Source organism: Pseudomonas vranovensis (assembly GCF_040438935.1).
In the GTDB taxonomy this organism is placed as follows: Bacteria; Pseudomonadota; Gammaproteobacteria; order Pseudomonadales; family Pseudomonadaceae; genus Aquipseudomonas; species Aquipseudomonas vranovensis.
Genome location: NZ_CP159259.1, coordinates 193,486 through 206,893, shown reverse-complemented (window position 1 = coordinate 206,893; position 13,408 = coordinate 193,486). Strand labels below are relative to the sequence as shown.

General features: G+C 59.6%; 16 protein-coding genes and 1 other RNA gene. 7 read left to right on the top strand and 10 right to left on the bottom strand.

Features of this window, described 5'->3' with window-relative positions; all coding sequences use genetic code 11:
- Position 1: 1 nt before the first annotated feature.
- From mraZ to rsmI, 3 genes are all read right to left on the bottom strand, one after another.
- Complete coding sequence (mraZ, locus tag ABVN19_RS01015) at positions 2-457, bottom strand: division/cell wall cluster transcriptional repressor MraZ (protein ID WP_010220775.1); 456 nt, start codon at positions 455-457, stop codon at positions 2-4.
- A gap of 309 nt (positions 458-766) precedes the next feature.
- Positions 767-1,126, bottom strand: an RNA gene (rnpB, locus tag ABVN19_RS01010) — RNase P RNA component class A.
- A 67-nt stretch (positions 1,127-1,193) separates the two neighbouring features.
- Entirely contained in the window at positions 1,194-2,069 is an 876-nt protein-coding gene (rsmI, locus tag ABVN19_RS01005; protein WP_028943282.1) for a 16S rRNA (cytidine(1402)-2'-O)-methyltransferase, read from the bottom strand.
- A 186-nt stretch (positions 2,070-2,255) separates the two neighbouring features.
- Between rsmI and ABVN19_RS01000 the strand changes: the two genes are divergently transcribed.
- The 5 genes from ABVN19_RS01000 to ABVN19_RS00980 all read left to right on the top strand — a co-directional run bounded on the left by ABVN19_RS01000 (position 2,256) and on the right by ABVN19_RS00980 (position 6,044).
- On the top strand, positions 2,256-4,082 hold the full coding sequence (locus tag ABVN19_RS01000) for a penicillin-binding protein activator (RefSeq protein WP_105641918.1): 1,827 nt from the start codon (positions 2,256-2,258) through the stop codon (positions 4,080-4,082).
- Positions 4,082-4,453 (top strand): YraN family protein, encoded by a 372-nt coding sequence (locus ABVN19_RS00995; RefSeq protein WP_028943280.1) that lies wholly within the window; start codon positions 4,082-4,084, stop codon positions 4,451-4,453. The genes ABVN19_RS01000 and ABVN19_RS00995 overlap by 1 nt, the downstream gene beginning before the upstream one ends.
- A gap of 129 nt (positions 4,454-4,582) precedes the next feature.
- A complete protein-coding gene (locus ABVN19_RS00990; RefSeq protein WP_028943279.1) occupies positions 4,583-5,176 on the top strand; it encodes a phosphoheptose isomerase in 594 nt (197 codons plus the stop codon).
- A complete protein-coding gene (locus tag ABVN19_RS00985) occupies positions 5,173-5,751 on the top strand; it encodes a BON domain-containing protein (protein WP_028943278.1) in 579 nt (192 codons plus the stop codon). The genes ABVN19_RS00990 and ABVN19_RS00985 overlap by 4 nt, the downstream gene beginning before the upstream one ends.
- A 74-nt stretch (positions 5,752-5,825) precedes the next feature.
- Complete coding sequence (locus ABVN19_RS00980) at positions 5,826-6,044, top strand: YgdI/YgdR family lipoprotein (protein ID WP_105641917.1); 219 nt, start codon at positions 5,826-5,828, stop codon at positions 6,042-6,044.
- A gap of 49 nt (positions 6,045-6,093) precedes the next feature.
- Here ABVN19_RS00980 and ABVN19_RS00975 read toward each other — a convergent pair whose 3' ends face one another.
- The 7 genes from ABVN19_RS00975 to rplM form a co-directional block, all read right to left on the bottom strand.
- On the bottom strand, positions 6,094-6,522 hold the full coding sequence (locus ABVN19_RS00975) for a ClpXP protease specificity-enhancing factor (RefSeq protein ID WP_028943276.1): 429 nt from the start codon (positions 6,520-6,522) through the stop codon (positions 6,094-6,096).
- A 17-nt stretch (positions 6,523-6,539) separates the two neighbouring features.
- A complete protein-coding gene (locus ABVN19_RS00970; protein ID WP_028943275.1) occupies positions 6,540-7,157 on the bottom strand; it encodes a glutathione S-transferase N-terminal domain-containing protein in 618 nt (205 codons plus the stop codon).
- Between the two features lie 117 nt (positions 7,158-7,274).
- Complete coding sequence (locus tag ABVN19_RS00965; protein ID WP_028943274.1) at positions 7,275-8,054, bottom strand: cytochrome c1; 780 nt, start codon at positions 8,052-8,054, stop codon at positions 7,275-7,277.
- Positions 8,054-9,265, bottom strand: a complete 1,212-nt coding sequence (locus ABVN19_RS00960; RefSeq protein WP_028943273.1) for a cytochrome bc complex cytochrome b subunit — start codon at positions 9,263-9,265, stop codon at positions 8,054-8,056. The genes ABVN19_RS00965 and ABVN19_RS00960 overlap by 1 nt, the downstream gene beginning before the upstream one ends.
- Positions 9,265-9,858, bottom strand: coding sequence for a ubiquinol-cytochrome c reductase iron-sulfur subunit (gene petA / locus ABVN19_RS00955; RefSeq protein ID WP_028943272.1), 594 nt, complete (start codon positions 9,856-9,858; stop codon positions 9,265-9,267). Before petA ends, ABVN19_RS00960 begins: the two co-directional genes overlap by 1 nt.
- A gap of 264 nt (positions 9,859-10,122) precedes the next feature.
- Positions 10,123-10,515 (bottom strand): 30S ribosomal protein S9, encoded by a 393-nt coding sequence (gene rpsI / locus ABVN19_RS00950; RefSeq protein WP_028943271.1) that lies wholly within the window; start codon positions 10,513-10,515, stop codon positions 10,123-10,125.
- Between the two features lie 14 nt (positions 10,516-10,529).
- Positions 10,530-10,958: a 50S ribosomal protein L13 gene (gene rplM / locus ABVN19_RS00945; RefSeq protein WP_028943270.1), complete on the bottom strand. Its 429-nt coding sequence runs from the start codon at positions 10,956-10,958 to the stop codon at positions 10,530-10,532.
- A gap of 251 nt (positions 10,959-11,209) precedes the next feature.
- Here rplM and ABVN19_RS00940 point away from each other — a divergent pair, with 251 nt between their 5' ends.
- Both ABVN19_RS00940 and ABVN19_RS00935 read left to right on the top strand, forming a co-directional pair.
- On the top strand, positions 11,210-12,250 hold the full coding sequence (locus ABVN19_RS00940; RefSeq protein ID WP_028943269.1) for an NADP(H)-dependent aldo-keto reductase: 1,041 nt from the start codon (positions 11,210-11,212) through the stop codon (positions 12,248-12,250).
- Between the two features lie 190 nt (positions 12,251-12,440).
- On the top strand, positions 12,441-13,361 hold the full coding sequence (locus tag ABVN19_RS00935) for a GlxA family transcriptional regulator (RefSeq protein WP_177431058.1): 921 nt from the start codon (positions 12,441-12,443) through the stop codon (positions 13,359-13,361).
- The last annotated feature ends 47 nt before the right edge of the window (positions 13,362-13,408 follow it).

Genomic DNA, 13,408 nt, shown 5'->3' with positions numbered 1-13,408 from the left:
GTCACAGGATCAAATCACGCAATTCGTCAGGCATGGCGCCCGGTTGTTGGATAGCTGCAAGGTCGGCTGCCGAAACCGCGTTCCAGGCATCCTCGTCCCACAGCTGAAATTTGTTCAGTTGCCCCACCAGCATCGCCTTCTTGTCGAGCTTGGCGTATTCGCGCAAACGCGGAGGCACCAGGAAACGCCCACTGCCATCAAGCTCCAGATCCACCGCATTGCCGATCAGCAAACGCTGCAGGCGACGGTTCTCTTCACGCAATGACGGCAAGGCGCGCAACTTGGCTTCAATCAGTTCCCACTCATCGAGCGGGTACACACACAAGCAGGGATCTACCGCATCAATCGTCACGATCAACTGCCCGGAACTACGCGAATCGAGCTCGTCACGGTACCGGCTCGGCATTGCGAGACGGCCCTTTGCGTCGAGGTTGATAGCGTTGGCTCCGCGGAACACGGCTTCGATTCCCCATTTGTTAGCATTTTTGTGCCAGAAAACCCACTTTATGCCACTTCCTGCCACTTGCGCACACTATAGGAATCCGCCTACCACACCGTCAAGGCACGCTTATAAGGAAATCCCTTACAGATCGGAGATTTAGCGCGGTAGGGGAAGATGAAAGATGAAATCAGAGAAATCTGAGACGCAAAAAATCAAACTCACTCAGACGGATAGAGTCCGAAGTTAAAGTAACTTATTAAGAGTAAGATTTTTTCGGTATTACGAAGACGCATCTGCTATCGATTCAAGCAGGAGGGGAAAAAGGTGGAGAGTCGATCTGTAAGCCGGGTTCTGTCGAGGACAGTCATTCCTCTACGACGGCCATCACTGGACGCCTTTAGCAACCTACCCGGTTCCAACGCGGGCCGCGCCATATGGAACCCTATTTGGTCTTGCTCCGAGTGGGGTTTACCTAGCCACGAACTGTTACCAGTCGCGCGGTGCGCTCTTACCGCACCTTTTCACCCTTACCGGCACCGAAGTGCTTAGGCGGTTGTTTTCTGTGGCACTTTCCGTAGGCTCGCGCCCCCCAGGCATTACCTGGCACTCTGCCCTATGGAGCCCGGACTTTCCTCCCCCCTCTTTTGCGAAACAAAAGAAGGCAGCGACTGTCCAATCGACTCTCCGCCGCAAAGGTTAACGGTAGAGGCCGCCAAGAACAAGCGATAAAACAATTAATATCACAGTGCCACTAGCGGCTTTTCTGTTTTTCCAGCGCAACCTGGTACAAGACATTCTTGCGCACACCGGTAATTTCCGCAGCCAGTGCCGCCGCGCGCTTGAGTGGCATCTCTGCCAAGAGCAAATCAAGCACTCGCATCGCCTCGCTGCTGACTGCCTGCTCATCTTCCGGCGCACTCCAACCAGACACCAACACCACGCACTCGCCACGCTGCTGGTTACTGTCGGCCTCGACGAACGCACGCAACTCACCCAGCGGTAATCCTTTGAGTGTCTCGAAGGTCTTGGTCAGCTCGCGCGCCAGCAAGGCCGGGCGCTCGGCACCGAAGACTTCTTCCATGTCCTGCAAGCATTCCAGAATTCGGTGCGGTGCCTCATAGAAGATCAGTGTGCGCGGCTCTTCCTTCACCTGACTCAAGCGCGCCTTGCGCCCTACTGCCTTGGCCGGCAGAAACCCCTCAAAAATGAAGCGATCGGATGGCAGGCCCGCCGCCGACAACGCCGCAATCAATGCACACGCCCCCGGCACCGGCACAACCTGGATTCCCGCCGCTCGCGCCTGACGCACCAGGTGGTAGCCCGGGTCAGAGATCAGCGGCGTACCCGCATCGGAGATCAACGCAACGTTGTCACCCGCCAGCAAGCGGGTCAGAAAGCGACTGCCTTCATCGCGCTCGTTGTGCTCATGGCAGGCTGCCAGTGGTGTATTGATACCAAAATGCTGCAACAGGCGAATGGAGTGACGCGTGTCCTCGGCGGCAATCAGCGCGACGTCACCGAGCACCTTCAGCGCTCGAGCGCTCATGTCATCCAGGTTGCCAATAGGCGTGGCCACCACGTAAAGCGTGCCAGCAGTGGAATGGGTAGCCCCTGGAACTTCAGTCACAACACACACCTGTCATCTAGATCAAACCGCCATTGTAGCCCGACTGCCGGTAACAATGCGTCACCGACAATGTCGCTGCAGTGCGCTGCACGACCTATATTGAAGGATTCACGCCAGCAAGATCGCGCCCCGGCCAGTGCTTGGGTACAATTGCCAGTTAATTTGATCGAGTAACAGGACCCTTACATGATCGCTTGCCTGCGGCTGTTCACAGCCCTTTGCCTCGCCGCCCTGCTGGCAGCCTGCGCCAGTTCGCCTTCGTCGAGCCTTGGCGAACTGCCACGCACCCCGGACGCCAGCATCGAGCAACTGCTTGAACAGGCCGCCACCAGCAAGACACCGGAACAAGCCGCCTTGCTGCGCCTGAGCGCCGCCGACCTGGCTTACCGACAAAAAGACAACGTTCAAGCTGCACGTATTCTTGAGCAGGTTCCCGTCGATCAACTCAAACCCGCCCAGCAGATTTTTGCCAGCACCCTGAGCGCCGAACTGGCCATGAGCCGCAACCAGCCCAAGGCAGCGCTCACGGCCCTGAGCCACCCGAGCATGGCACGCCTGGGCGAACTGCCAGAAGACCAGCAAGTACGCACCCGCAGCGTCCAAGCCAGCGTCCTGGAAGCCAACGGCCAACCCCTCGAAGCCGCCAAGGTGCGCGTGGAGCTCGCTCCCCTGCTCAGCGGCAACGCGGCCAGCAGCAACCAGGATGCGATCTGGAACCTGGTCGCCGCACTGCCCAGCGAACAACTGCAAAGCGTCAGCACCGGCACCGACACCGACACCCTGGCGGGCTGGGCCAGCCTGGCCCTGGCCGTGAAAAGCGCCGGCACCCTGGAGCAACAGCAGGCTGCGATCGACACCTGGCGCAGCCAGCACCCCGATCATCCGGCGGCACTGCAACTGCCGCTGCCACTGGTCAAGCTCAAGGAGCTGGCCAGCCAGCCGCTGAACAAAATTGCCCTGCTGCTGCCCCAGGAAGGCCAACTGGCCGGTGTTGCCCGCGCCCTGCGTGACGGCTTCATGGCTGCACACTTCCAGGCCCAGCAGGCCGGACAGAAGCCGCCAACCATTGAAGTATTCGACAGCTCGCGCCTGACCTCCCTGGATGATTTCTACCGCCAGGCCCAGGCCGCTGGCGTGCAACTGGTGGTCGGCCCCCTGGAAAAGCCGTTGGTGAAGAAGCTCGCTGCCTACCCGCAACTGCCAATCACCACCCTGGCCCTGAACTATAGCGACGCCGGCCAGAGCAGCCCGCCCCAGCTGTTCCAGTTCGGCCTGGCCGCTGAAGACGAAGCCCGCGAAGTATCGCGTCGCGCGCACGCCGACGGCATGGTCCGCGCAGTAGCCCTGGTACCGCGTGGCGAATGGGGCGACCGCGTCCTCAAAGCGTTCCGCCAGGACTGGGAAGCCAAGGGTGGCACCCTGCTCGCAGCCGAGCACATCGATCAGCCTGTGGCCCTGGCCCAGCAGATCGCCGACCTGTTCCAACTGCGCCAGAGCGAAGGCCGCGCCAAGAGCCTGCAGAATACTGTCGGCGGCGCAGTCTCGGCCCAGCCGTCGCGCCGTCAGGACATCGATTTCATCTTCCTGGCCGCCACCCCGCAGCAAGGCCAGCAAATCAAACCGACCCTGAACTTCCAGTACGCGGGCGACGTCCCGGTGTATGCCACCTCGCACTTGTACAGCGCCACTGGCGACGTCAACCAGTACAACGACATGAACGGCATTCGCTTCTGCGAAACCCCATGGCTGCTCGACACCAACAACACCCTGCGCCAGCAGGTCGTCAGCCAGTGGCCACAGGCCGCCGGCAGCCTTGGCCGCCTGTATGCCATGGGTATCGACGCCTACAGCCTGGCGCCACGCCTGGGCCAGCTCAAGGCGCTGCCGGACAACCGCATCGAAGGCTTCTCCGGCAGCCTGAGCATGAACCCGAACCAGCGTATCGAGCGTCAGTTGCCATGGGCCGAATTCTCTGGCGGCCAGATCAAGCGCCTGCCCGATACCCCACGCTGATGCCCGACAGTTCACCCCGACACGCAGGCCAGGCCGCCGAACGGCATGCCCTTGAATACCTTCAAGGGCAAGGCCTGCGCCTGCTGGCGCAGAACTGGCGATGCAAACGCGGCGAGCTTGATCTGGTCATGCTCGACAGCGATACAGTAGTATTCGTCGAGGTCCGCTATCGATTGCATGCGGACTTTGGCGGAGCGCTCGGCAGTATCGACGGGCGCAAGCAGGACAAGCTGGTGCTAGCCGCCGAGACTTTTCTGCAAACAGAAACACGCTGGGCCAACCATCCCTGCCGTTTCGATGTAATCGCCGTGCAAGGCAGAGGCCACTCGGGCCAGGCACTTCAATGGCTGAAAAATGCCATCGAAAGCTGAGCCCGCCCCTGCACCTTTACCCCTATAACATTTTTGCTCTTTGCTTCGCGGGCTGCACAGTCATGTGCCGGGACCCTTTCTGTAGACTCCCGACACGCCCGACCAGCCGCCCTACTTAAGGTCTCACTGATGGACATGCAATCTCGAATTCGCCAGCTTTTCCAGGCCAGCATCCACACCAAGCAACAGGCGATGGAAGTCCTTGCACCGCACATCGAGCAGGCCAGTCAGGTCATGGTCAATGCCCTGCTCAACGAAGGCAAAATGCTCGCTTGCGGCAATGGCGGATCGGCCGGCGACGCCCAACACTTCTCCTCCGAGCTGCTCAACCGCTTCGAGCGCGAGCGCCCAAGCCTGCCCGCCATCGCCCTGACCACCGACAGCTCGACCATCACCTCGATCGCCAACGACTACAGCTACAACGAAATCTTCTCCAAGCAGATCCGCGCCCTGGGCCAACCAGGGGATGTGTTGCTGGCTATTTCGACCAGCGGTAACTCGGCAAACATTATTCAGGCGATCCAGGCCGCACATGATCGCGAAATGATTGTCGTAGCTCTGACCGGGCGCGACGGTGGCGGCATGGCCTCCCTCCTGCTGCCCGAAGACGTCGAGATCCGCGTACCGGCCAACGTCACCGCACGTATCCAGGAAGTCCACCTGCTGGCGATCCACTGCCTCTGCGACCTGATCGACAGCCAATTGTTCGGGAGTGAAGAATGACCCCTAACCGCCTCGGCCTGATGGCCCTGACCCTGTGCCTGAGCCTGACCGGCTGCAGTTCGGTCCTCACCGCCACCCGCGACACCCCGATCGAGGACGATCGCGGCACCCGCACCTTCGGCAGCAAGATCGATGACTCGCTGATCGAAACCAAGGTTGCCGTCAACGTCGCCAAGGCCAGCCCTGACCTGGACAAGAATTCGCATATCGTGGTCAGCAGCTACAACGGCATTGTCCTGCTTGCCGGGCAAACCCCGCGCGCCGACCTCAAGAGCCTGGCAGAACAGGCTGCAGGCCAGGTCCAGCGGGTGAAGAAGGTTCACAACGAGTTGCAGGTACTGCCCCCCTCCTCGATCCTGGCGCGCAATAACGACGCCTGGCTGACCACCAAGATCAAGACCCAGATGCTGACCGACAACAGCATCCCCGGCTCACGGATCAAGGTCATCACCGAAAACGGCATCGTCTACATGCTCGGCCTGCTGACCCAGCAGGAAGCCACTCGTGCCACCAACCTGGTGCAGGGCGTGTCGGGCGTGCAGAAAATCGTCAAGCTGTTCGAGTACATCGACTGATCTGTCAACTCATCGAGGGGCAAGCCGACTCCCCCGGGGGCCGGCCTGTCCCGCGATCCAACTAGGAAGTACCCATGAAAAACGGCCTGCTGTCGACCTTACTGATCGGCGCCCTCGCCACCCTGGCCGGCTGCTCCACCCCCAGCCTGATCACCCTCAACGATGGCCGCGAATTCCAGGCAGTCGATGCCCCTCGCTTCGAGCGCAGCTCCGGCTTCTACGAGTTCGAGCAACTGGACGGCAAAGTGACCCGTGTAAACAAGAACCAGGTACGCACCATCAGCGACCTGTAATCCAACCGACGCACACAAAAAAGGCGATCCATATGGATCGCCTTTTTTATTACTTCACAACCTTCAGGCTTGGGCGCCCGGACGGCCGAGGCGGCTGGCCACCCGGCGGGCCGTCGTCGTCCGGCTCGATGGTTTCGTCGTCTTCGTACTCATCATCCTCAAGCACCGGCGGCTCCAGCTCGAAGACCATGCCCTGGCCGTTTTCCCGGGCGTAGATGCCAAGAATCGCACCGGCAGGCACGAACAGGGTATGGGCTACCCCGCCAAAGCGCCCCTCGAAGCTCACAGCGTCGTTATCCATGTGCAGATGACGTACGGCATTGGGTGAGATGTTCAGGACGATCTGGCCGTCGCTGGCGAAGTTCTGGGGTACCTGTACCGCCGGGTACTCGGCATTGACCAGCATATGTGGGGTGCAGTCGTTGTCCACGATCCACTCATAGAGTGCACGTACCAAATAGGGGCGACTGGAGTTCATCGACAGCTCCTTAAAACCTAGCGCATTTCACGTTCAGCAGCGGACAGGCTCGTCTGGAAAGCCTCACGGGCAAACTGTCGCTCCATGTAATCGAGCAACGGCTTGGCCGGCCGCGGCAGTTCAATACCCAACACCGGCAAACGCCAGAGTATGGGCAGTAGACAACAATCGACCAGACTTTGCTCCTCACTGAGGAAACAAGGCTTGTCGGCAAACAATGGCGACACGCCGGTCAGGCTCTCGCGCAGTTCCTTGCGGGCCTGCACACGGGCGGCTTCCTTGCTGCGCGGATCGAGAATCAAGTCAACCAGTGCGCACCAGTCGCGCTGGATGCGGTGGATCAACAGCCGACTGTTGGCGCGCGCCACCGGATAGACCGGCAGCAACGGCGGATGCGGGTAACGCTCGTCAAGGTATTCCATCACGACCGTCGACTCGTACAGCGCCAGGTCGCGATCGACCAGGGTCGGTACGCCGCCATAGGGGTTTACTTCGACCAGCTTGGGGGGCAGTCGACCGGGATCAACATTGATGATCTCGACGCTGACACCCTTCTCGGCGAGAACGATGCGCACCCGATGAGAATAGTGGTCAGCGGGGTCGGAGTAGCAGGCTAACCGATTGGTCACGCCCATAGTGGTCCTCCTCGCAGATGAAATTATAGAAGCTACAAATGCAAACGCGCCCTGCAGGCACCTCTGTTGTCCAGAGGCGCCCCAGGGCGCGTTCAACTACCAGAAACTACTGCGTGATCAGTGCACGTCCTTCCAGTATTCGCGCTTGAGCAGATAAGCGAATACGAAGAAGAAGGCCAGGTACAACAACACGTAGGTACCGATGCGCTGGCTTTCCAGTTTGACCGGGTTGGCCGAGTAGGCCAGGAAGGTCACCAGGTTCTTGACCTTCTCGTCGAACTGCTCTTCGGTCAGGGTACCAGATTTCGGCTCCACGGTTAGCTGGTCGCACGCTTCATGGGTCAACGGCGAGCCGGTCAGCGGGTCATATTGCTTCTTGCCGTCGACTACGGTCTGCACCTGCTTGCAGCCAATCACCTGGTTACCCTGCAGGCCAACCAGTACGTTCGGCATGCCCACGTTCGGGAAGACCTTGTTGTTCACGCCGTACGGGCGCGACTTGTCTTCGTAGAAGCTGCGCAGGTAAGTGTACAGCCAGTCGGTGCCACGAACCCGGGCAACGAGGGTCAGGTCCGGCGGCGCGGCGCCGAACCAGGTCTTGGCATCGTCAGGCTGCATGCCGATCTTCATGTGGTCGCCAATCTTGGCACCCGTGAACACCAGCTTTTCGAGCATCAGCTCGTGAGGAATGCCCAGGTCGTCGGCAACACGCTCGTAACGCTGGAACTTGGCGCTATGGCAACCCATGCAATAGTTTGCAAAGGTGCGCGCACCGTCCTGCATGGCGGCCTTGTCGGTCAGATCGATATCAACCTTGTCCAGAACCAGGCCGTGTTCGGCCGCGAAGGTCAACGAGGGCATCACTGCCAGAATCAATACTGCAAGTAGCTTTTTCATCAGCCAGTCACCCTTTCCGGAACCGGTTTGGTCTTCTCAAGCCTGGTGTAGAACGGCATCAGAATGAAGTAGGCGAAATACAGGAAGGTGCAAACCTGCGACAGCAACGTACGGCCCGGGGTTGGCGCCAGTACACCCAGCACACCGAGGATCACGAACGAGATGCAGAACACCAGCAGCCAGGCCTTGCTCATCCAGCCCTTGTAGCGCATGGATTTGACCGGGCTACGGTCGAGCCAGGGCAGCACGAACAGCACGGCAATCGCTGCACCCATGGCAATGACACCCAGGAGCTTGTCCGGGACCGCCCGCAGAATCGCGTAGAACGGGGTGAAGTACCAGACCGGGGCAATGTGCTCAGGGGTCTTGAAGGCGTTGGCCTGCTCGAAGTTCGGCTTCTCCAGGAAGTAACCGCCCATTTCCGGGAAGAAGAACACCACGGCGCAGAACACGAAGAGGAACACCACGACACCGACGATATCCTTCACGGTGTAGTAAGGGTGGAAAGCGATGCCATCGAGCGGCACGCCGTTCTCGTCCTTGTGCTTCTTGATGTCGACGCCATCGGGGTTGTTCGAGCCCACTTCGTGCAGTGCCAGGATGTGCAGCACCACCAGACCGAGGATAACGATCGGCAAGGCCACGACATGCAGGGCGAAGAAGCGGTTCAGGGTAATGCCGGAGATCAGGTAGTCACCACGGATCCACTGGGTCAGGTCATCGCCGATCACTGGGATGGCACCGAACAGCGAGATGATCACCTGGGCACCCCAGTAGGACATCTGGCCCCACGGCAGCAGGTAGCCCATGAAGGCCTCGGCCATCAGCGCCAGGTAGATCAGCATGCCGAACACCCAGACCAGCTCGCGCGGCTTCTGGTACGAGCCGTACAGCAGGCCGCGGAACATGTGCAGGTAGACGACGATGAAGAACGCCGAAGCACCGGTGGAGTGCAGGTAGCGCAGGATCCAGCCGTATTCGACGTCACGCATGATGTACTCGACCGAGGCGAATGCCTCTTCGGCCGACGGGGTGAAGCTCATGGTCAGCCAGACACCGGTAACGATCTGGTTGACCAGCACCAGCAGTGCCAGGGAGCCGAAAAAGTAGAAGAAGTTGAAGTTCTTCGGTGCGTAATACTTGCTGAGATGGTCTTCCCACATCTTGGTCGCGGGGAAGCGGGCGTCAACCCAATCCATGAACTTACTCATCACGCGTTCTCCTGATCGACGCCGACGACAATGATGTCGTCCGACTCATAAGAGTGCGGCGGCACTGGCAGATTGAGCGGCGCCGGCTGGGATTTGTAGACGCGGCCTGCCAGGTCGTAGTGGGAACCGTGACATGGGCAGAAATAACCGCCGACCCACTTGGGGCCCAAGTCCACAGGAGCGACTTCAGGACGGAAGGTTGGCGAACAGCCCAGGTGAGTACACAAACCGACCAGCACCAGGATCTCCGGCTTGATCGCACGGTTTTCCGGGTTGACGTAGGTGGGCTGAACCGAGGCCTTGGACTCAGGGTCGGAGAGGTCACCGGTGATCTTCTTGAGGTTGCCAAGGATCTCTTCGGTGCGACGGACGATGAAGACCGGCTGGCCACGCCATTCAGCAATCATCTGCTGACCTGGCTCTACCTTGGCGATATTGACCTTCACCGGTGCACCTGCGGCTTTCGCCTTGGCACTGGGGAACCATGACCCCACGAACGGGACCGCAGCCCCCACCGCTCCTGCAGCACCCACCACGGATGTGGCTGCTACGAGGAAGCGACGCCGGCCTGCATTGACGCCGTCATTGCTCATTCAGTCCTCTCCCATCAGCTTTATGGCCTGTTACAACAGGCATCTACTAAGTAATTTCTGAACTGCTTAAAATTTGCCGCATGGTAATGAAAAGACCCTTCTCTGACAAGGTGATTAGCCTGTGCCCAAGGCGCAATCCCTTGTAGCTCTTGACTTGCGTCTATGCGGCAAGTTGTCACAGTAAAGAACAGCATAGTTATTCAAGACATAAAAAAAGCCCGGTTCCACAAGGAACCGGGCTTTTTTTTGAACGCCGAAGCGAAATTAACGCTTGGAGTACTGAGGACGCTTACGTGCTTTACGCAGACCCACTTTCTTACGCTCGACTTCACGAGCGTCACGGGTAACGAAGCCAGCTTTGCGCAGAGCGCCACGCAGGGTTTCGTCGTAGTCCATCAGTGCACGGGTGATACCGTGACGGATTGCACCGGCCTGGCCGCTGACACCACCACCGATAACGGTGACGTAGATGTCGAACTTTTCGGTGGTTTCGGTCAGTTCCAGCGGCTGGCGTACTACCATGCGCGCGGTTTCACGACCGAAGAACACGTCCAGAGAACGGTTGTTGATGGAGATGTTACCGGTACCTGGACGCAGGAAAACGCGAGCGGTTGCGGTCTTGCGACGGCCAGTGCCGTAATTTTGAGTCGCCGACATAATGAACTATTCCGTTAAATCTTCAGTTCTTGGGGCTGCTGAGCAGTATGAGGGTGAGTAGCGCCCGCATAAACCTTCAGCTTACGGTACATGTCGCGACCCAGTGGGTTTTTAGGCAGCATGCCTTTAACCGCGGTCTCGATCACGCGCTCTGGGGCCTTGGCGATCAACTTTTCGAAGTTGATTTCCTTGATACCGCCCGGGAAGCCGGAGTGGGAGTAGTACATTTTGTCCGTAGTCTTGGCACCAGTGACACGGATCTGCTCGGCGTTGATGACGACGATGTAGTCGCCGGTGTCAACGTGAGGAGTGTATTCTGGCTTGTGCTTGCCACGCAGACGGCTAGCGATTTCGGTAGCCAGACGACCCAGGGTCTGACCAGCGGCATCAACTACGAACCAGTCGCGCTTTACTGTTTCCGGTTTAGCAGTAAAAGTTTTCATTCTTTATAGCCTCAGGGGCCGCCCAGCGAAAATTAAGACGGCGGATCTTACTGGATAGTGCGCACCTTGACAAGTCAAGGACACAGCCGCACACGGACGCTATCGGGGGCTCGGGTCAGCGCGTCCAATATTCGGCAGGGTTCTTCTATGAAGCGGGGCATCACTCCCACAGCACGGAGAGGGGCTGAATTATCCAGATTGCGAAAAAAAATTCAACCTGCTTTTATGCTTCTTTTGCCAGGGAGATGCCGATGGACTACCGCCAACTGGGCCGTACCGACCTCAATGTCAGCGCCCTGTGCCTGGGCACCATGACCTGGGGCGAGCAAAATGACCAGGCCGAGGCCTTCGCGCAGATCGAGCGCGCCAAGGCCGCCGGAATCAATTTCATCGATACCGCCGAGATGTACCCGGTTCCGCCACGCCCTGAAACCTACGCCGCCACCGAACGCATCATCGGCAACGGGTTCAAGGCCCGCGGCGACCGCGCCGACTGGATCCTGGCCAGCAAGGTGGCCGGCCCCGGCAACGGCATCAGCCACATTCGCGACGGCCAGCTCAAGCACAACCGCCAGCACATCGTCGCCGCCCTGGACGACAGCCTCAAGCGCCTGCAGACCGACTGGATCGACCTGTACCAACTGCACTGGCCCGAGCGCAGCACCAACTTCTTCGGCAAGCTGGGCTACCAGCACTTGCCCCAGGATCACTTCACCCCGCTGGAAGAAACCCTGGAAGTGCTCGACGAGCAGGTCAAGGCTGGCAAAATCCGCTATATCGGCCTGTCCAATGAAACCCCGTGGGGCACCATGAAGTTCCTGCAACTGGCCGAGAGCCGCGGCTGGAGCCGGGCGGTGTCGATCCAGAATCCCTACAACCTGCTCAATCGCAGCTTTGAAGTGGGCCTGGCGGAAATCGCCATTCGCGAACAATGCGGCTTGCTCGCCTACTCGCCCCTGGCCTTTGGCATGCTCTCGGGCAAGTACGAAAACGGTGCACGCCCCGCGAAGGGTCGGCTGACACTGTTCAGCCGCTTCTCGCGCTACTCCAACCCGCAGACCGTGGCCGCCTGCAGTCGCTACGTGAAGCTGGCCCGCGACCACGGCCTGGACCCGGCACAGATGGCCCTGGCGTTCGTCACCCGCCAGCCTTTCGTTACCAGCAACATCATCGGCGCCACCAGCCTTGCGCAACTCGACAGCAACCTGGCGAGCTTCGACCTGAAACTCTCCGACGAACTGCTGGCAGGCATTGAAGCCATCCACCAGGACCAGCCCAACCCCGCCCCTTGAGATGCATTGGCGGTTCTCGCGCATTGCGCGGGAACCGAGGGTAGACACAACGGCCAAAAAATAAGACGATCCAGCCGGTGATTGACCACTCTACCCTATAAGAATAAAGAAAATGATGTTTACCCAACCCTCCGCGTCCTTGCGGCGCGTCAGTATCCTGGCCATCGACAACGTCTTTGCTTCTACCCTGATGCAGGCCAAGGACTTTTTCCACCTCGCCAGCCTGCGCTACAGCAAGCAGCTGGGCCTGGGGCTGCGGCCGATATTCGAGACCCGCCTGGTCAGCCCTGACGGCGAGCCGGTGCGCAGTTTCAGTGATGTCCAACTACCCGTGGATGGTGGCCTTGAAGAGGCCGACGTGATCATTCTGCCGGCCTTCTGGGACGACTTTGACGCCCTCTGCCAGCGTTATCCCCAGGTACTGCCCTGGCTGCAGCAACAGCACGCCCGTGGCGCAGTGCTCTGCGGCGAAGCCAGCGGCGTGTTCTGGCTGGCCGAGGCGGGCCTGCTCGATGGCAAGGAAGCGACCACCTACTGGCGTTTCTTCAACCAGTTCGCCGAGCGCTTTCCCAAGGTCAGCCTGAACCAGGACAAGCACCTGACCGATGCCGACAACCTCTACTGCGCAGGCGGCACCACTTCGGCCTGCGACCTGTACATCTACCTGATCGAGCGTTTCTGCGGGGCCAATGTAGCCCAGGCCGTCGCCCGCGACACCCTCTACGAAGTGCAGCGCAACTACACCCCGGGACGCATGGGCTTTGGTGGGCAGAAACTGCACCAGGACCTGATCATCCTGCAGATCCAACAGTGGCTTGAAGAACACTTTGCCGACAAGTTCCGCTTCGAGGACGTGGCCCGCAACCACGGCATGAGCATCCGCAACTTCATGCGCCGCTTCCAGAGCGCCACCGGTGACAAGCCCCTGCACTACCTGCAGCGGCTGCGGATCGAAACGGCCAAGGGCTTGTTGTCGGGCACACGCAAGAGCATCAAGACCATCAGCTACGAGGTCGGCTACGACGACGCGAGCTTCTTTGCACGACTGTTCAGGCAGCACACCGAGTTGTCGCCAAACCAGTATCGCCAACAGTTCATGCAGGAGGCCTGAGGGCCTCCATAGCTGTAAGCTTTAAGCTAAAAGCGGCAAGCAGGAGC